The sequence below is a fragment of the Streptomyces boetiae genome, assembly GCF_031845405.1.
GTDB classification, from domain to species: Bacteria; Actinomycetota; Actinomycetes; order Streptomycetales; family Streptomycetaceae; genus Streptomyces; species Streptomyces boetiae.
In genome coordinates this window covers 1-17,047 of sequence record NZ_JAVREN010000024.1, presented here as the reverse complement: position 1 = coordinate 17,047, position 17,047 = coordinate 1, and the positions used below count along the sequence as shown (strand labels likewise).

The following is a 17,047-nucleotide window of genomic DNA, read 5'->3' as shown; positions in this document are numbered from 1 at the left end:
GGGAGGGGTCTGACACTGGGCGTGACCTGCCGATCAGATGCTCTGCACAGTCACCAGGGGCCGGTCCGCAAGGAGCTTGGACAGGTCGTCCACGTCCGAGGTGAACACGATCACGGCACCCGGCTGATCGAGTGCGGTGACGGCAAGGAAGGTGTCGATCACGTACTTGTGGCCGTGCATGCCGGTGGCTCGCCGTAGCTGCTGGGCCGATCTGGCCTGTTCCGCTCCGAGGGGATGGATCACCAGGCGCGACATGATCCAGTGCCATCGGGCCTGTTGAACGCGTCCGTCATCGGCCTCGACCACCGTCATGGGCGTGACGACAACGGGAATGCCCTCGCGTCGGGCCTCCTCGATGAGAGCCATGACCGTCCGGTCTCCCCGCACGGCCCTGGAGAGCGCTTCGCTGTCGAAGACATAGACCAGAGGGGCGGCGCTCACGCCGCGTCGTCCTGCTGCGCTGCGGTGATCTGCGCGGCGATGCGGGACTGGGCCGCCTCGCGCACCCGGCGGGCCTCGGCCAGCTCCTCGTCCGTCACGGCGCCGTGCTCCCTCTGGAGCCAGTCGGACAGCTCACCGAGGCGATCGATCCGGTCCTGATGAGCCAGGGCCTCAGTGACGTAGGCCGACAGCTCGCGCTCTCCGACGCGCTCACGGATAGAGCGCAGGAGCTCCTCGGGGATGGTGACAGTCACCCGCTTCGCAGTCATACTGAGAATCATACTCCGGTGGCCGTCGACGCCCAGTCTGACGCCCGGACCGAGTCCAGGTTCAGGTCCCCGGTGCACCAGGCACGCCGAGGTGGGGGCGCCAGCGGAACGCCCGGCGTGCGCTCGGTGCCAGCGTCGGTGCATGGGAGAGCCGCCGCGCCCGTGGGGGTGCGGCGGCCGGGGTGGTGCTGTGGGGTGGAGTCAGGCGAGGGTGTCGGTCTTGACGGCGGTCACGAAGGAGGACCAGCCGGGGGCGGGGATGAAGAGGGCCGGGGACTCGGGGCGCTTGCTGTCGCGGACCGGCATGATGCCGGTGAAGCCGTCCGCGACTTCGAGGCACTCGCCGCCGTCCGGGTTGCTGTAGCTGGACTTGCGCCACAGGCGGTCCGCGACCTCGACGCAGTTGCCCCCGTCCGGGTTGGAGTAGCTGGACTTTTTCCACACGATGCCGGTCAGGTCTACTGCGGGGGAACGCATGCGGGGTCCTCCATCAACTTCCGTAGAAACGCCACGGTTTCACGTGGCGACCAGGCGAGGTCTCGGAGGCGATCGTAGAGCACCCGCAGCCGCTCGACCTCGGCGTGTGACTCGACCAGCTCGCCGGAGTACCCGGTCTCCACGTACGCCATGGTGGTGCCGCTGGGCGAGGTCAGGAACATGACGTCCGAGGTCGAGAGCCCGTGCAGGCCCCGGGAGAAGGGGAAGACCTGGACGGCGATGTTCGGCTCCTGAGCCATGGTGATGAGGTGGTCGAGCTGCTCGCGCCATGCCTCGGGGTCGGCCAGCGGGGCGCGGACGACCGCCTCGCTCAGAATCGCACGGAACTCCGCACGCCCGAGGCCGAACAGCCGCTCCTTCCGGCCCACCCTGGCGATGACCTGGTCCTCGACGCCCTCCTTGTCCCGGTGCTGGGCCGCGCTCAGCAGCTCCCGGGCGTAAGCCTCGGTCTGGAGCAGCCCCGGGACGATGCTGACCGAGTACTGCTGCATGATCACGGCCTCGGACTCCAGCTCCATGTACCGCTGGTAGCGGTCGCGGAAGGCCCGCCAGCCCTTGGCCAGTTCCCAGAGCAGCGTCAGGTGGGGCGTTGTGCCGTAGAACGTGTCCAGGCTGGCCACCACGTCCGGGCCGCCAAGCGTGTGGCCTCGTTCCATGTTGTGCAGGTGGGTGAAGTCCCAGCGGACCTTCTCGCCCAGGTCCCGCAGGGACAGCCCCGACTCGGCCCGCAGCCGGGCCATTTCCTCCGCGAACGCCCTGCGCGGCGACCGCTCGCGCACGGGTCCCTTTCCCTCCGGCATGGCACACCTCTTCGTCGTTTTTCGGCCGACGCGGCCTGGCAACGCCCCTTCGGGAAGACGCCAACGCCCCACCTCGGCTGCCTACAGCTACCTCCTGGTCACCATAGGTGAACGCCCGCCATGCTGGCAGTGGTTCAGCGATCCAGCCACCCCCCAGAAGGACACCAGATGACCATCGGATTGACGCAGCCTCATCTGCGCGTCGAAATGATCCCCAACCGCCGACCGGAAGTGCGGGAAACCGACGGGCAGTTCCTCATCCCCGTGGCGGTCTACGGCCTGCATCACGCGCCGGAGCTGTCGATGGCGGACACCGCCATGGCGTTGGGGCGCACGGAGGTGGAGCGGCTGTGCGGGCAGCTCCTCGCGCTGTTGGAGCGGTACGACGACGGGGAGGCGGAGGCGTGCCCGGCGGCCGGCATCGTGGCCGTTCCGGACCCGGCGCGTCGCTGATCGACGCGCTCGGCGGCGCCGGGCGTTTCCTGGCCGGGCACGCCGAAACCCTGGCGGTCATCGGGGTGGCCTACGCGGCGGGCGCCGTGACGGCCCTCTGCCTCCCCCTGCGGTGACCCGCCCCACGAACCGGCCCGCCCGCGCCGACTGCACCCGGCGCGGGCGGGCCCCCCTTTTCCGACGGAAGAAGAAGGAGAGAGCGGACGATGCACGCGAAGGAGCAGCCCGGCACGGTGGTCGGCGTCACGGTGGACCCGGGCACGGTCCGGGTCGGTGACCAAATGCTCTTCGCCGGCCAGGCGTTCACGGTCGCGGACCTGACCGTGCTGCCCGGCGGCGGGCGGCGGCTGGCGTTCGAGAGCGGCGAGGCGTTCCTCATGCGGAGCACCACCGTCCTCTACGCGATGCGCCGCGTCCCGGCCCGCCGGTTCCGGTAGCGCGGCGGGCGCGTCAGTGGTGTGCGCCGTGGCGGCCGAGGGTGTCCTCGGGGGTGGCGCCGGGGCGGGTCCACTGGGGGACGGGGCGGCTGGTCGGGCCCCAGGTGGGGGTGCCCTGCGCGTCCGTGCGCCACGTCCAGCAGGGGTGGTGCCCCTCGGGCCAGCCCTCGGGCTTGTCCTCCCAGGCCTCGCCGCGGCCGTAGGGGGTCATGTCGAGCAGGCCCATGGAGCCGTTGACCCGCTCGGTGCCCCGGCCGGTCGTTGCGTAGGTGAGGAAGGCGCGGTCGCCCTCGCGCAGGTAGCAGGTGAGGTACCCCATCTCGCCGCCGGCCGGGCCCTCCACGCCGCGCACCGAGTACCACGGCTGGGTGTAGCCCATGAACGCGGTGTAGGCGGCTACCTCCTCCCACGCGCCCGTGGTCAGGACGGCGAACGAGACGCCGCGAGCGTTGAGGTACACCGCGTCCTTCAGGTGCCAGGCCGTGGTGGTGCAGCCCTCGCACTGGCCCTGGTGGGGCGCGCCGTCCCACCACATGTGCTTATAGACCACCAGCTCGTCGCGGCCCTGGAACAGGTCCAGGAACGGGACCGGGCCGTCGGGCCCGACGACCTCCACCGTCCCGTCGAACTCGACCATCGGCAACCGCCGCCGCTCCGCGGCCAGCGCGTCCCCCGCCCGCGTGTGCGCCTTCTCCCGCACCAGCAACTCATCCCGCGCGGCCTGCCACGCGCCCATCTCAACGACCTCCGGCCGCCCGGCTTGGGTGTCGTCCGGCGTGCTCGTCATGGAGTCCTCCGCGATCGCTCGTTACGGGCCACCGTCGCGGGGCGCCCCGCGACGGTCACCAGTGGAGACTCCCGCTCGCGCCGGAACTCATCGCTTGCCGGTCTCAGGTCCCGGCGTAGAGCCGGTCGAGGCCGACGAGTTGCACGGCCGGGTCCTTCTCGGCCAGGGCGCGCAGCTCGTCGGTGAAGCCCGCGCCACTGAAGCAGAGCAGCCTCGGGCGCTCGGCGAGCGTGACGCCCTCGCGGGCCCGGAGCAGGTCGCGGATGTGCTCCAGCCGCCGGAGGTGGGCCCGGCCCATGACGTCGTTCCACTTGGCCTCGCCGATGGCAAGCAGCGATTCCCGGCCCTGGTCGTCCCGGCCGAAGACGGCGAGGTCCAGCTCGTGGCCGGTCCTGGCCGCCGGGTCGGGGACGGTGCCCGAGCCGATGCGGCCGCGCAGGCCGCCGAGCGTCTCGGGGCCGGCGTACCAGCGGGCCCAGGTGCGGCAGACCTGCTCGAAGTGGGGGCCGACGACCTTGCTGCGGAAGGTCGTGCCGGACCGCTCCCAGACGGCGGTGCCCTGCCCGGGGCGTTCGAGGTCGCTCCACTCCGGGCGCATCAGCGCGTGGTAGAAGGTCAGGATCGGCTCGGCGACGCGGTAGGCGGAGCGCTTCCTGTGGAACGCGTCGGGCTCGCGCAGGATCATGCCGGTGTCCTCCAGCACGGTCAGGGCGTGGCCGAGGTCGGTGGACTTGCGCCCCAGGAAGCCGGCGATGCCGCCCCGGGTGTGATTGCCCTGGGCGATGGCGGCCAGCACGCCGTGGTAGAGGGCGGTGTCCCGCAGGTCGGGCTCCTCGGCGAGCAGGAACCGGGCCTCGCGGAAGAGCGGCCGGCCGGGGTTGAGGACGTTGCGCACCACCCAGGGCCCGAAGTCGTCCAGGTCGGCGGGGGCATCTCCGAGCACGAACTCGCGCCCGTAGGCGGGGGTGCCGCCGAGGACGGAGTTGACCAGGAGCGCCAAGCGGGGGTCCTCAATGCCCCAGAAGCCGGCAGCGAGCCGGAAGTCGAGGGTGGGGACGATCAGTTCGAGGCTGGCCCGGCCGCGCAGAGGGGCCGTTCCGGCGAGCAGGGCGCCCATGAACGACAGGGCCGAGCCGCACAGGAGCAGACGGACCGGGCCGACCTCACGCCGGGCCTGCGGGCCGAGGGCGCGCTGGAGCAGCGAGGGCAGCTCGGGCGAGGTCCGGGCGAGGAAGGGGAACTCGTCCAGCACCACGACCACGGGCGGCCCGCCCGGCGCTGCCACGGCCATCAGGGCCTCGACGGCCTCCTCCCAGTGCGCGAAGCGATACGGCACGGGCCGCTGCTCGAAGCGGGCGAGCGCCGCGCCGAACTGCCGCAGCGACTCGGTCTCCGTGGCCTCGCTCGCGGCGAAGAAGAAGCCGCCCGTGGCGCGGCAGAGGGCGTCGAGGAGGAAGGTCTTGCCCTGGCGCCGACGCCCGGACACGACGCCGAGCGTCGCCTCCGGTCCGGGGTAGGAGGCGAACCTGACCAGCTCCGACCACTCGAAGTCCCGGTCGAACATCTCCGGGGGCTTGTCCGGCACCGCGCCTCGCCTCCTTGCTTCGCCTCGCATCAATGAGAAGCGTACTTATTATGCATCGACTTCTCATTGGGCGCGCGGCGAAGCCGGGCCCGTTCTCAGAGGTGGCCGCCGGACTCGCTGAGAGCCGTGTAGGCGGCCTCCGCGAGCCTTCCCGGGGCGACGTCGGCGGGGGCGTGGGCGAGGAAGCCGGGGGTGGTGCCGTGGTAGATGATGCGGCCGTGTTCGACGACGGTGACGTTGTCGGACTCCTCGGCGAGGTCCGCGACGTCGTGGGTCGAGAGGAGGACGGGGATGTCGTCGGTGAGGGTGCGGAGGATGTCGCGGAAGACGCGGCGCTGGCGGGGGTCCATGCCGGCCGTGGGCTCGTCGAGGAGGAGCAGGCGGGCCTCGTGCACGAGGGCGGAGGCCACGCCGACGCGGCGCAGCTCGCCTCCCGAGAGGCGGTGGGCCTTCGTGCCGGCCTTGGCGGCGAGGCCGACGCGGTCGAGGGCACGGGCGGCGGCGTCCCAGGCTTCGCGGCGGTTCATGCCTTTCAGCCAGCCGGTGTAGGCGACCTGTTCGCGGGCCGTCAGGGCGGTCATGGCGGTGATCTGCTGCGGCATCCAGGCGACGGCGCGGCGGTAGGCCCGGCTCCCGGCGCGCAGGCCGCCCACGGTGACGGTGCCCGCGCGGGGGCGGGTGACGGAGGCGGCGAGCCTCAGCAGGGTGGACTTTCCGGCGCCGTTGGGGCCGAGGAGGATCGTCAGGCCGGGCGGCAGCGCGTAGTCCAGGTTCTCGATCACCGGCGGGGCCCAGGGGCGGTACGCGTAGGTGCAGTTGTGGAGCTCAAGGGACATGGGGGCGCTCTCCGTTCCGGGAGCCGAGGGTGAGGTGGAGGGCGAGCCCCGCCGCGAGGGCCGTCGCGGAGGCGACGGCGGCCGGGGCGTGGCCGGCGGGCTCGGGGAGGACGGCCCAGAGGTCCGCGCGGCCCTGGCCGGGAAGGGCGAGGAAGATGACGGCGAAGATCCAGCCGACCGGCGCCATGACGGCCGTTGACCCGGCGACGGTCCGCACGCAGAGCATGAGCCCGGTCAGGAACGCCACGTTGCGGCCCGCCGCCTGCGCGGCGCCGGAGTCCACCGCCAGCCCGAGGACCCCGCCCACCGCGACGGCGGAGGCGACGGTGGCGAGGATCAGGGCCGCGTCCAGCAGCGGAACGTTCCGCGTCCCGGTCTCCTCGGCCTCGGCCAGCCGGGACTCCAGCGCGGTCATCAGCGCCGCGCACACCGGCACCGGCGCCATCAGCACGAACAGCACCGGGTTGGCGGAGCTGGTGACGAACGACGGCAGATCCACGACGGCGTCCTGGAGGACGGCGAGCGCGACGAGGAACAGGCCCAGCCCGCCGAGCACCACCGAGCGGACGCGGCGGGCCTTCAGCCACCAGATCACGGGGCGTCACCTCCGCTCCGGCAGGCGCGCTCGGTCTCCGCCGCGTACCAGTCGGCCTGTTCGGCCGCGGGCAGGGTGCGCACCTCGGCGACTCGGCTGACAACCTGTTCGAGCAGCTCCTGGCCGTCGCCGAACTGCTGCACCTCGCCTCGTTGCCACTCCAGGTAAGCCTGGTCCGCGCCAACGGCCCCCGCGGCCCACAGCATCGCGCTGCGTCCGGCGACCGGGTCCGCGTCCGCGTCCCGGCAGGGGAAGTCGACGACGCGGCTGACGAGCGCGAGGGCGAGTCTGTCGTCCCCGAAGGACTCGGTCAGGGGCACCCACCACTCGCTCTCCGTCGACGCGGGCGCTTCGCGCCACCGAAGCATGCTGTCGGTGATGGTCTCGGGAGCCCGGACGGGTACGCCCGCGTGCCGCAGGCCCTCGAAAACGTCCGTGACGTGCGCGGCGATGGCGGACTCGTCGGCGGCGGCGCCAGCGGGGAGGCATATCCGAGGGGTCCGCCCCATGCATTCCACGGCGACGTTGCCCGTGGACAGCGGCGGGACGGGGCCCCAGTCCTCGACGATTCCCCGGGCGGTCAGGGTGCCCGCGAGGGCGATCCCGACGGCGGCGAGCGCCACCGCGGCCCGCAGGAGCGGGCGTCGCAGCGGCAGGCACAGCAGGATCGCGCCGAGGGCGATGGTGCCCGCGAACAGCACGTGGGGAACCAGCGCTTCCGGCGTCGGCAGCTCGGCGTAGCCCAGATCGACGGGGAACTGGCCGGAGACGTGCCGGTGCCAGAACGGTTCCTGGGACCAGGACACGGCGACCGCGTAGAAGACGACCAACGCCAGCACGGGCGTTGCGAACAGCCGGGGGACGACCAGGCCGACGGCGAAGCCGATCGCCAGGTGCGCGCAGGCGACGGTCATCGCGAGCAGCGGCAGGATCGCGCTGCCGGGCGTCGGCGCCACGCCTTCCCTGATCAGCGCCATCGCCACGGGCAGCAGCGCCATGGCCCACGCCAGGCCCAGCACGGGCAGCAGGGCCTGGGCGGCGATCCGCATCCGGCTGCGCGCCGGCGCGAGCTGCCACACGCCGTCCCGCTTGAGCCTTCCGCTCTCCCATGCCGCCAGGCAGGACGCCGTGGCGTAGAGCAGCGCATATATGTTGGTCAGGGCGTACGAGGCGACCATGGGCGCGTAGTCGGGCTGGCCGGCCACGTAACGGAAGTTCTCGGCGAAGGCCCCGAAGAAGTACAGCAGCACGAGCCCCAGGGCGACAGGCGCCGCCCACAGGGCGCTGCTCGCGCGTAAGCGCGTCAGTAATGTCAATGCGATCCCCCCGGGAGGGAGCTTACGGCGTGGCCTCCTCCTCCGGGGGTTGCGGGGCCTCGTTGGGGATCGCGCCGCCGAAGCGGCGGTCGCGGGAGGCGTATTCGAGGCAGGCGGCCCAGAGGTGGCGGCGGTCGAAGTCGGGCCAGAGGACGTCCTGGTAGACCATCTCGGCGTAAGCGCTCTGCCAGAGCAGGTAGTTGGAGGTGCGCTGCTCGCCGGAGGGGCGCAGGAAGAGGTCCACGTCGGGCATGTCGGGGAAGTAGAGGTAGCGGGCGAAGGTCTTCTCGGTCACCTTCTCCGGCGCTATCCGGCCGGCCCGCACGTCCTCCGCGAGGCGGGCGGCGGCGTCCGCGATCTCCGCTCGGCCGCCGTAGTTGACGCACATGTAGAGGGTCATCGCGTCGTTGTCGCGGGTGCGCTCCTGGGCCGTCTGGAGCTTGCGGACCACGGACTTCCACAGCCTCGGCTCGCGGCCGGCCCAGCGGATGCGCACGCCCATCGCGTCCAGCTCGTCGGTGCGGCGGTCGATGACGTCGCGGTTGAAGCCCATCAGGAAGCGGACCTCGTCCGGGGAGCGCTTCCAGTTCTCCGTGGAGAAGGCGTAGAGGGAGAGGTGGCGCACGCCGATCTCCAGGCAGCCCTTGACCACGTCGAGGACCACGCTCTCGCCGACCTTGTGCCCCTCGGTGCGGGGCAGGCCGCGCTCCTTGGCCCAGCGGCCGTTGCCGTCCATCACGATCGCCACGTGCCGGGGGACCAGCTCGCCGGGGAGCTTGGGCGGGCGGGCGCCGGAGGGGTGCGGGTCCGGCGGGCGGTACTCGCGGCGCTGCCGTGCGGTGGGCAGCAGGGCGCGGCGGACGGCCATGGCAAGAACTCCCGAGTCGACGAGGTGAGGGCGTCACGAGGGACGGGGCGCGGCGCAGACCCAGCGCGGCGCCGCTCCGAGCGTAGCGCCGCCGCGGGGTGGGGGACGAACCGCCGGGAGCGCCCGGGAGCGCCCGCGCGGCCCATTCGGCGCACGCCCGGCGCGCGGGGGCGCGGGCCCGGCCGGATCGTGGAGGCATGGACCGCCCCGTCTCCCCCCGCCGCGCGGCCTGGATGCGCGGCGCCCTGCGCGGGGGCGAGCCGGCGCTGCGCGTGCGCGGGCGGAACGTGTCCTGGCTGCTGCCGGCCGCGCTGCTGCTGGGCATCTCCGCCGGGGACTGGAACGCCCCGCAGGACTTCCGGATCATCACCTGGCTGGTGCTGGTCCCGGGCCTGGCGGCGGCGGTGTGCGGGGTGGCGGCCACCGTGCTGTTCGCGCTGGCCACGGACGTTGCGTACGTGCTGCTGGACACCTCCTGGGACTGGCAGTACCGGGAGGGCCCGGCCGACGGCTGGCTGGTGCTGGCCGGCGGAATCCTCGCGGTGCCGGCCTGCTGGCTGCGGGTGCGGGCCCGGGATTTGATGATGCGGGTGGAACGGGCCGCCGACGCCACGCGGCTGGCGCTGCTGCGGCCCGTTCCGCCGGGGGCCGGGGGGCTGGAGACGGCGGCGGTGTACCTGGCGGCGGACGTGGCCGCGCGGGTGGGTGGGGACTTCTACGACGTGCAGCCCTCGCCGCACGGGCCGCGCGTGCTGCTGGGGGACGTGCAGGGCAAGGGCACCTCGGCCGTCGACGCCGCGGCGGCGGTGCTCAGCGCGTTCCGCGAGGCGGCGTACTACGAGCGGGACCCGGCGGAGGTGGCGCGGCGGCTGGAGAGCCGGATGCGGCGGCACAACGCGTACGCGGCGGCCACCGGGCAGCACGACGAGCGGTTCGCGACGGCCGTGCTGCTGTCGTTCCCCGGGGCCGGGGAGGACGGCTGGGCGGACCTGGTCAACTTCGGCCATCCGGGGCCGCTGGTGCTCGGGCCGGGCGGCCGGGTGCGGACGCTGCCGGAGGCCACGGGGCCGCCGCTGGGACTGGCGGCGCTGGCGGGCGGGCTGCCGCCGGTGCGGCGGGTGCGGCTGGCGCCGGAGGAGACGCTGCTGATGTTCACGGACGGGGTGACCGAGGCGCGCGACGGGGAGGGGACGTTCCTGCCGCTGGGCGAGCGGCTGGCGGCGTTCCGGGGCGAGCCGGAGCCGGGCGCGGTGGTGGACCACGTGCGGCGGGCGGTGCTGCGGCACACCGGGGACCGGCTCGCGGACGACACGGCGATCCTGGCGGTGCGGCTGCCTCCGGCGGCACTGCGGGCGCCCCCGGACAGCTTCGGCGGACCGGTGGTGGGGCGGCGGGGCATGGACCAGCGCGTGGACTAGGGCCTCGCGACGGAGGCGTGCCCGGCGAGCCGGGCGGACCGGCGGTGGCCGCACCCAGCCGGGAAGGCTACGTCTTCTCGACGAAGCGCAGCGAGCGCAGGCCGCGCTCCAAGTGCCAGTGCAGGTAGGCCGAGACCAGGCCCGAGCCCTCCCGCACGTGCCGCGACTCGGCCGCGTCGGCCGTGGGCCAGTCGCCGGTCAGCAGGGCGCCCAGCAGCAGCAGGGCCTCCGGCGAGGGGACCACGCTGCCGGGGACGCGGCAGTCCACGCACACGCAGCCGCCCGCCGACACCGAGAAGAAGCGATTCGGCCCGGGGAGGCCGCAGCGGGCGCAGTCCGCGAAGCTCGGGGCGTACCCGCCCACCGCCAGGGAGCGCAGCAGGAACGCGTCCAGCACCAGCCCCGGCGCGTGCGCCCCGGCGGCCAGCGTCCGCAGGCCGCCGATGAGCAGCAGGTACTGCTGGACGTTCGGCTCGCCCTCGTGGTCGGTGAACCGCTCGGCCGTCTCCAGCATCGCGGTGCCCGCCGTGTACCGGCCGTAGTCCCCGACGATGTCCCGGCCGTAGGGGGCGATGGTCTCGGTCTGGGTGCACAGCGGCAGGCCCCGGCCGATGAGGGCGCTCCCCCGCGCGAAGAACTGCACGTCCACGTGCGAGAACGGCTCCAGGCGCGCGCCGAAGCGCGACTTGGTGCGCCGCACGCCCCGGGCCACCGCCCGCACCCGGCCGTGGGCGCGGGTGAGCAGGGTGATGATCCGGTCCGCCTCGCCCAGCTTCTGGGTGCGCAGCACGATGCCGTCGTCGCGGAAGAGGCTCATGGGGTTCATTCTGGCCGATGCGCCCCGCAGTGGCGTTGCCCCGTTCGGCCCAGCCCCGCCGTTCCCGCCGGGCGGGGCCGGGCCCGCTTCGGGAAGGTGGAGGCGTGAACCGCATCGAGAGGCCGCGCCGGGTGTCCGCCTGGCGGCGGCGCCTGCTCTTCCCCGGGGAGCCGGTGCTGCGCCTGGGCCGGTGGAACGTCGGCTGGCTGCTGCCGGCCGTTCTGCTGGTGGCGATCGCCTTCGTCGACACCACGACCTCGGGCGGCATCCGGGTGATCACCTGGATCGTGCTGGTGCCGGGCATCGCGGCGGCGCTGTCGGGGGTGCCGGTCACCGCGCTGTACGCGGTGGCCTCGGCGGTCGTCTACGAGCTGATCGACAGCGCGGACGCCTCCGGGTACGAGGAGGGCGCGGGCGACTTCTGGCTGGTGGTCGCGGGCGGGGGCCTGGCCGTGATCGCCTCCTGGCTGCGGGGCCGGGCCCAGGCGCTGCTGGGGCGGGTGGTGGACGCGGCGGAGGCCACCCGGCTCGCGGTGCTGCGGCCGATCCCGCCGGGCTCGGGGGGCCTTGAGTCCGCGAGCGCCTACCTCGCGGCGGACGTGGAGACGCGGGTGGGCGGGGACTTCTTCGACGTGCAGCCCTCGCCGCACGGCACGCGGGTGCTGCTGGGGGACGTGCAGGGCAAGGGCACCTCGGCGGTTGACGCGGCGGCGGCGCTGCTGGGGTCGTTCCGCGAGGCCGCGTTCTACGAGGCGGCGCTGGCCGTGGTCGCGCAGCGGCTGGAGAGCCGGATGCGGCGGCACAACGTGTACGCCGGGGAGCTGGGGCAGACGGAGGAGCGGTTCGCCACGGCGGTGCTGGTGGGGTTCCCGCCGCGGGACGAGGGGTGGGTGGAGCTGGTCAACTTCGGGCACGCCGGGCCGCTGGCGATCGGGCCGGACGGGCAGGTGCGGGCGCTGCCGGAGGGCGCGGGCACGCCGCTGGGACTGACGGGGCTGACGGGCGAGCTGCCGGCGGTGCTGCGGGTGCCGCTCGACCCGTCGGAGACGCTGCTGATGGTGACGGACGGGGTGACCGAGGCGCGCGACCGGGAGGGGACGTTCCTGCCGCTGGCGGAACGCCTGGCCCGGGGCGGGACGGACGGCTCGCCGGCGGAGGTGGTGCGGCTCGTGCAGGCGGCCGTGCAGGCGCACACAGAGGGGCGCCTTGAGGACGACACGGCGATGCTCGCGGTGCGGCGGCTGCCGGCGGGAGCCGGGGAGGAGCCCTACCGGGACGAGCCGGCGGTGCCGCTGCCGGCTTCGCCTGCGGCTGCGCCCGCGCCCGGGGCGACGAGGCCGGACTCGTAGGCGGCGATGACCAGTTGGGCCCGGTCGCGGGCGCCGAGCTTGCCCATGATGCGGCTGACGTGCGTCTTGGCGGTCAGCGGGGACAGGCCCAGGGTGTCGGCGGCCTCGGCGTTGTTCAGGCCGCGCGCCACGAGGGCGAGGACCTGGCGCTCGCGGTCCGAGAGGCCGGCCAGCGAGGGGGGCGCGGGGCGGCGGGCGGGCGCCTCGGGCGCGCGCAGGGCGCGGGCGATCAGGCGGGCGGTGGGGCCGGGCGAGAGCAGCGCCTCCCCGGCGGCGACCAGGCGGATGGCGTCCAGCAGGTCGGCGGGGCGGGTGTCCTTGACGAGGAACCCGGAGGCGCCGGCGCGCAGGGCCTCGACGACGTGCTCGTCGGTGTCGTAGGTGGTCAGGATCAGCACGCGCACCCCGGCCAGGTCCTCCTCGGCGGCGATGCGGCGGGTGGCCTCGATCCCGTCCAGGTCGGGCATCCGGATGTCCATCACGACCAGGTCCGCCCGCGCGGACCTGGCCAGCGCGACGGCCTCCCGCCCACTCCCGGCCTGCCCGACGACGTCCATCCCCGGCGCGGACTCGATCAGCAGCGCGAACGCTTCCCTGACGAGCGTCTGATCGTCGGCGAGCAGGACCCTGATGGGCCGTTCACTCGCCTGCGGCGTGCTCATCGGTGACCTCCCGGCCTGGGCGGCGGCGTGCTCATCGGGGCCCCTCCTCGATGGGCAGGCGGGCGGTCACGGCGAACCCGGGCCGCCCGTCCGGCGGGCCGGCCTCCAGCGAGCCGCCGACGCTGCGCGCCCGCTCCCGCATCCCGGCGAGGCCGTAGCCGGCGGGCGCGGCCTGGCCGTTCGGCCCAGCCTGCTCGGCACCGGGGGCGGCCGGGCGGGGCCCGCGCCGCCCGGAGGGCGCGGCCCGGCCGGGCGCGGTGGGCTGGCTGGGCAGCCGGGACCGCCCGGCCCCGCCGGGCAGTTCCGCCCCGGACTGGCCCGAGGCTTCGGGCCCCCCGGACGACTCAGCGCCGCCAGGCAGTTCGGGACGGGCTCCGCCCGAGCCGAGGGGCACGGCTCCGCCGGGTGCCTCGCGCTCCCCGAACGGCTCGGCGCCGCCGGGCAGTCCCGTGCCAGGTCGGCCCGCGGGCGCGGGGCGGGCAGGAGCCGGAGTGTCCCCGGCCCCGGCACGCTCGGCGCCCGCTCGCGCTGGGCCGCCGTCCTCGACCGTGACCAGGAGGTCGTCGGGGGTGCGGCGGACCGTGACCTGGACGTGGACCTGCGGGCCCGCGTGGCGGACCGCGTTGGTCAGGGCCTCCTGGACGATGCGGTAGGCCGCCGCGCCGATGACGGGTGGGGCGGTGGGCGGGTCGGGGTCGACGGTCAGGTCGACGCGGGCGCCGGCCGCCTCCGCGGTGCGGGCGAGGTCGGGCAGGCCGGCCAGGCCCGGCAGCGGGCCGTCCTCGCCGTCCGCCGGGGCCCCGTCCTCGCGCAGGGCCTGGAGCGTGGTGCGCAGATCCGCGCGGGCGGAGCGGCAGGTCTCCGCGATGCCGTCCAGGGCCTCGGCCAGCGCCGCCCGGTCCAGCCGTTCGGGGTCCGCGATCAGCAGGTGGGAGGCGACCGAGGAGCGCACCCCGATCAGCGTGATGCTGTGCGCGAGCAGGTCGTGCAGGTCCCGGGCGATCCGCACCCGCTCCTCGGCGATGCGGCGCGCGGCCTCGCGCTGGGCCCGTTCCCGCAGCGCGGCCAGGTACTGGCCGTGCAGCCGGACCGCCTCGCCCAGCGCGATGACCGCCAGGATCCAGCCCGAGGTGCGCAGCGTCTCCGCGCCCACGTCGTTGCCCGAGACCGTCCACAGCGCGGTGACCATCAGCAGCACCGCCCCGGCCATGGCCAGGCTGCGGCGGCGCGGCCCGGCCGAGGCGACGGTGTACATGGCGAGCGCGGAGGCGGTGAACGGCGCCAGGTGGTCGTAGTCCATCGCGTGGTAGGCGGCGACGAACCCCAGGTGGGCCAGCAGCACGGCCATCGGGAACCAGCGCCGCCACACCAGCGGCAGCACGGCCACGGCCAGCAGCGGCCAGCCCAGCGCGTCCGGGGAACGGCCGTCGAGCCCGCCCAGCGAGGCGGCCGTGGCGCACACCGCCGCGACGGCCGCCGCCACGACCGCGTCCTGCCGCAGGACCCGGCGCGAGGCCGGGTCCCGCAGCAGGAACGCCCGGAGCGAGGCCGCGTTCAGGCGCGGCACGGCGCGGGGCGCGCGAGGGGCGCGGGCGGCGGAGCGGGAAGAGCGCGGCACGCGGCCATCATCGGCCATCCCCCGCCGCCGGGGCCGGGGAGGTCTCCGCCGGCTCCGGGCGGCGCGAGAGCGGCCCCGGCCACCACACCCGGCGGCCCAGCAGCCAGCTCGCCGCCGTGACGATGTACGTGCGCACCAGGAACGTGTCCAGCAGCACCCCGACCGCGACCACGAACCCGATCTCCGTCAGCGTCACCACCGGCAGCGTCATCAGCACGGTGAACGTGGCCGCCAGCACCAGCCCGGCCGAGGCGATCACCCCGCCCGTGGTGCGCAGCGCGGTCAGCGCGGCCTGCCGGGTCGGCAGGCCCCCCAGCGCCTCCTCCCGCATCCGGTGCATCAGGAAGATCCCGTAGTCCACGCCCAGCGCCACGCCGAAGACGAACGTCAGCAGCGGAACGGACGGGTCCAGGCCCTCGAGCCCCAGCACCGGCCCGAAGACCAGCCCGGCCAGGCCCAGGGCCGCGCCCCAGGAGGCGACGACCGCGGCCAGCAGGATCGCGGGCGCCAGCGCGCCGCGCAGCAGGGCGATGAGGATCAGCAGGACGACGCCCAGGACCAGCGGGATCACCAGCATGCGGTCGTTGCGGCTGGTCTCGCCCAGGTCCATCTGCTGGGCGGTCGGGCCGCCGACGGCCGCGTCCGCGCCGGGCACGGCGGCCAGCCGGTCGCGCAGCGCCTCGATGGCGGCCTCCTCGCCCTCGGACTCGGGCGGGTCGGTGGCGTGGACGGCGATCTCGGTCCAGCCGCCGCCGCTGCGGGCCGGCTCGGCGTCCGCGACGCCCGCGGTGGACTCGGCCGCCGCGACCACCTCGGGCACGGCGGCGTCGCGGGCCATGACGAGGATGGGCTGGGCGTTCCGCTCGGGGAAGGCGTCGGTGAGGCGTTCCATGGCCTGCACGGACTCGGGGGTGTCGCGGAAGGAGTCCTCGCTCTTGAGCTGGCCGGGCAGGGCCAGCGCGCCCAGGGACAGGGCGCCGAGCAGCACGACGCCGCCGGCCAGGATCGCCACCGGGCGGCGGCTGACCGAGGCGCCCATCCGCCCGAACCAGCCGCGCCCGGCGCGCGGCTCGCTGCCGTGGGCGGGGATCAGCGGCCAGAACACCCGCCGCCCGCACATCACCAGCAGCGCCGGGAGCAGCGTGGTCATCACCAGCAGCGAGCACAGGATGCCCACCGCGCCGACCGGGCCGAGGCCGCTGGCGCTGTTGTCGTCGGCGGCCAGCAGGCAGATCAGTCCGGCCGCGACCGTTCCCGAGGAGGCCAGCAGGGCCGGGCCGCAGCCGCGCAGGGCGCGCAGCATCGCGTCCAGCGGGTGGGGGTGGCGGCGCAGCTCCTCGCGGTAGCGGGCGACCAGCAGGAGGGCGTAGTCGGTGCCCGCGCCGAAGATCAGCACGGTCATCACCGAGGCGGCCATGGTGGTGACGGTCAGGTCGAACGCCTGCACCAGCGCGTAGACCACGGCCTGGGCGCAGACGGTGGCGACGCCGACCGAGAGCAGGGGCAGCAGCCACAGCACGGGGCTGCGGTAGGTGAGGATCAGCAGGATGGCGACGACGGCGACGGTGGCCAGCATCAGCGTGGCGTCGACGGAGCCGAAGACCTCCTCCTGGTCGTACTGGAGGGCGCCGGGGCCGCCGACCTGAGCGGTCAGGCCCTCGGGCAGGCCCTCGGCGGCCAGGGCGCGCACGTCCTCCACGGCCGCGGCCTGCTCCTCCTCGTCCAGGCCGGTGAGGGTCAGCGGGTACAGCTCGGTGCCGCCGTCCTCGGACGGGACGCCCCGGGGCGCGCCGCCCGCGGGGTCGTGGGCCCCGGCGATGGCGGCCACGCGCTCGGCGGCGGCCCGGCGGTCGGCGTCGGTGAGGCCGCCGTCGCGGGAGAAGACGATCAGCAGCTCGGTGGCCTCGCCGCCGGGCAGCGCCTCCTGGAGCCGGACGACGCGGGTGGAGTCGGCGCTGTCGGGCAGGTAGGAGACGCTCTCGTCGCGCTGGGCGTCCTCGAGCTGCCCGGCCAGCGGCACGGCCGCAGCGAGGACGGCGATCCACAGGGCCAGGACGGCCCAGGGGATGATCCGGCGGCGCCCGGGCGGGCGTTTCCGGCCCTCGGGCGGGGGGTCCGCGTGGCCCGGCGGACTGTTCACGGCTACGGCGGCCATGGTCGTCAACTCCTCGCGTGGGATGGCCTGATGTCGCCTCCCAGGCTTCCGGCGGGCGGGGCCCGCCGCGTCGCCCGCCGGGCCGAGACGGGCCGTACTGCGGACGGCGGCGCGGGGCGGGCGTTACTCCCGGGGGAGTACGC

General features: G+C 74.8%; 19 protein-coding genes. 5 read left to right on the top strand and 14 right to left on the bottom strand.

Going from position 1 to position 17,047, the window contains the following annotated elements; genetic code table 11:
• Positions 1-33 precede the first annotated feature (33 nt).
• From RM780_RS16865 to RM780_RS16850, 4 genes are all read right to left on the bottom strand, one after another.
• Complete coding sequence (locus RM780_RS16865; protein ID WP_311631558.1) at positions 34-441, bottom strand: hypothetical protein; 408 nt, start codon at positions 439-441, stop codon at positions 34-36.
• Positions 438-710, bottom strand: a complete 273-nt coding sequence (locus RM780_RS16860) for a hypothetical protein (protein WP_311631557.1) — start codon at positions 708-710, stop codon at positions 438-440. Before RM780_RS16860 ends, RM780_RS16865 begins: the two co-directional genes overlap by 4 nt.
• Before the next feature lie 201 nt (positions 711-911).
• Entirely contained in the window at positions 912-1,187 is a 276-nt protein-coding gene (locus tag RM780_RS16855) for a DUF397 domain-containing protein (RefSeq protein ID WP_311631556.1), read from the bottom strand.
• Positions 1,169-1,987 (bottom strand): helix-turn-helix domain-containing protein, encoded by an 819-nt coding sequence (locus RM780_RS16850; RefSeq protein WP_311631555.1) that lies wholly within the window; start codon positions 1,985-1,987, stop codon positions 1,169-1,171. The genes RM780_RS16855 and RM780_RS16850 overlap by 19 nt, the downstream gene beginning before the upstream one ends.
• 189 nt (positions 1,988-2,176) lie before the next feature.
• On the opposite strand from RM780_RS16850, the gene RM780_RS16845 reads away from it, so the two are divergent.
• From RM780_RS16845 to RM780_RS16835, 3 genes are all read left to right on the top strand, one after another.
• A complete protein-coding gene (locus RM780_RS16845) occupies positions 2,177-2,461 on the top strand; it encodes a hypothetical protein (protein WP_311631554.1) in 285 nt (94 codons plus the stop codon).
• On the top strand, positions 2,413-2,577 hold the full coding sequence (locus RM780_RS16840) for a hypothetical protein (protein WP_311631553.1): 165 nt from the start codon (positions 2,413-2,415) through the stop codon (positions 2,575-2,577). Before RM780_RS16845 ends, RM780_RS16840 begins: the two co-directional genes overlap by 49 nt.
• Positions 2,578-2,667: 90 nt before the next feature.
• Positions 2,668-2,898, top strand: coding sequence for a hypothetical protein (locus RM780_RS16835; RefSeq protein WP_311631552.1), 231 nt, complete (start codon positions 2,668-2,670; stop codon positions 2,896-2,898).
• 13 nt (positions 2,899-2,911) lie between these two features.
• Here RM780_RS16835 and RM780_RS16830 read toward each other — a convergent pair whose 3' ends face one another.
• The 6 genes from RM780_RS16830 to RM780_RS16805 form a co-directional block, all read right to left on the bottom strand.
• On the bottom strand, positions 2,912-3,685 hold the full coding sequence (locus RM780_RS16830) for a DUF899 family protein (protein ID WP_311631551.1): 774 nt from the start codon (positions 3,683-3,685) through the stop codon (positions 2,912-2,914).
• A 103-nt stretch (positions 3,686-3,788) separates the two neighbouring features.
• Positions 3,789-5,249, bottom strand: a complete 1,461-nt coding sequence (locus tag RM780_RS16825; RefSeq protein ID WP_311631624.1) for an AAA family ATPase — start codon at positions 5,247-5,249, stop codon at positions 3,789-3,791.
• 116 nt (positions 5,250-5,365) lie between these two features.
• On the bottom strand, positions 5,366-6,106 hold the full coding sequence (locus RM780_RS16820) for an ABC transporter ATP-binding protein (protein ID WP_311631550.1): 741 nt from the start codon (positions 6,104-6,106) through the stop codon (positions 5,366-5,368).
• Entirely contained in the window at positions 6,096-6,701 is a 606-nt protein-coding gene (locus RM780_RS16815) for a hypothetical protein (RefSeq protein ID WP_311631549.1), read from the bottom strand. The genes RM780_RS16820 and RM780_RS16815 overlap by 11 nt, the downstream gene beginning before the upstream one ends.
• Complete coding sequence (locus RM780_RS16810) at positions 6,698-8,017, bottom strand: DUF7224 domain-containing protein (protein ID WP_311631548.1); 1,320 nt, start codon at positions 8,015-8,017, stop codon at positions 6,698-6,700. The genes RM780_RS16815 and RM780_RS16810 overlap by 4 nt, the downstream gene beginning before the upstream one ends.
• Positions 8,018-8,039: 22 nt before the next feature.
• A complete protein-coding gene (locus RM780_RS16805) occupies positions 8,040-8,885 on the bottom strand; it encodes an isoprenyl transferase (protein ID WP_311631547.1) in 846 nt (281 codons plus the stop codon).
• Positions 8,886-9,082: 197 nt separating this feature from the next.
• Between RM780_RS16805 and RM780_RS16800 the strand changes: the two genes are divergently transcribed.
• Positions 9,083-10,303: a PP2C family protein-serine/threonine phosphatase gene (locus tag RM780_RS16800; RefSeq protein WP_311631546.1), complete on the top strand. Its 1,221-nt coding sequence runs from the start codon at positions 9,083-9,085 to the stop codon at positions 10,301-10,303.
• Between the two features lie 67 nt (positions 10,304-10,370).
• Here RM780_RS16800 and recO read toward each other — a convergent pair whose 3' ends face one another.
• On the bottom strand, positions 10,371-11,120 hold the full coding sequence (gene recO, locus RM780_RS16795) for a DNA repair protein RecO (RefSeq protein ID WP_311631545.1): 750 nt from the start codon (positions 11,118-11,120) through the stop codon (positions 10,371-10,373).
• 104 nt (positions 11,121-11,224) lie between these two features.
• On the opposite strand from recO, the gene RM780_RS16790 reads away from it, so the two are divergent.
• Positions 11,225-12,469, top strand: a complete 1,245-nt coding sequence (locus RM780_RS16790) for a PP2C family protein-serine/threonine phosphatase (RefSeq protein ID WP_311631544.1) — start codon at positions 11,225-11,227, stop codon at positions 12,467-12,469.
• On the opposite strand, the gene RM780_RS16785 is transcribed toward RM780_RS16790, so the two are convergent.
• From RM780_RS16785 to RM780_RS16775, 3 genes are read right to left on the bottom strand one after another with little or no spacing between them, the layout of a single operon-like run.
• Positions 12,388-13,131 (bottom strand): response regulator transcription factor, encoded by a 744-nt coding sequence (locus RM780_RS16785; RefSeq protein WP_311631543.1) that lies wholly within the window; start codon positions 13,129-13,131, stop codon positions 12,388-12,390. The two genes, RM780_RS16790 and RM780_RS16785, sit on opposite strands and share 82 nt — an antisense overlap.
• Positions 13,132-13,162: 31 nt before the next feature.
• Positions 13,163-14,749, bottom strand: a complete 1,587-nt coding sequence (locus RM780_RS16780; RefSeq protein ID WP_311631542.1) for a histidine kinase — start codon at positions 14,747-14,749, stop codon at positions 13,163-13,165.
• A 7-nt stretch (positions 14,750-14,756) separates the two neighbouring features.
• Positions 14,757-16,904 carry an MMPL family transporter gene (locus RM780_RS16775; protein ID WP_311631540.1) on the bottom strand — a complete coding sequence of 716 codons (2,148 nt, stop codon included), beginning with the start codon at positions 16,902-16,904 and terminating at the stop codon, positions 14,757-14,759.
• Between the last annotated feature and the right edge of the window lie 143 nt (positions 16,905-17,047).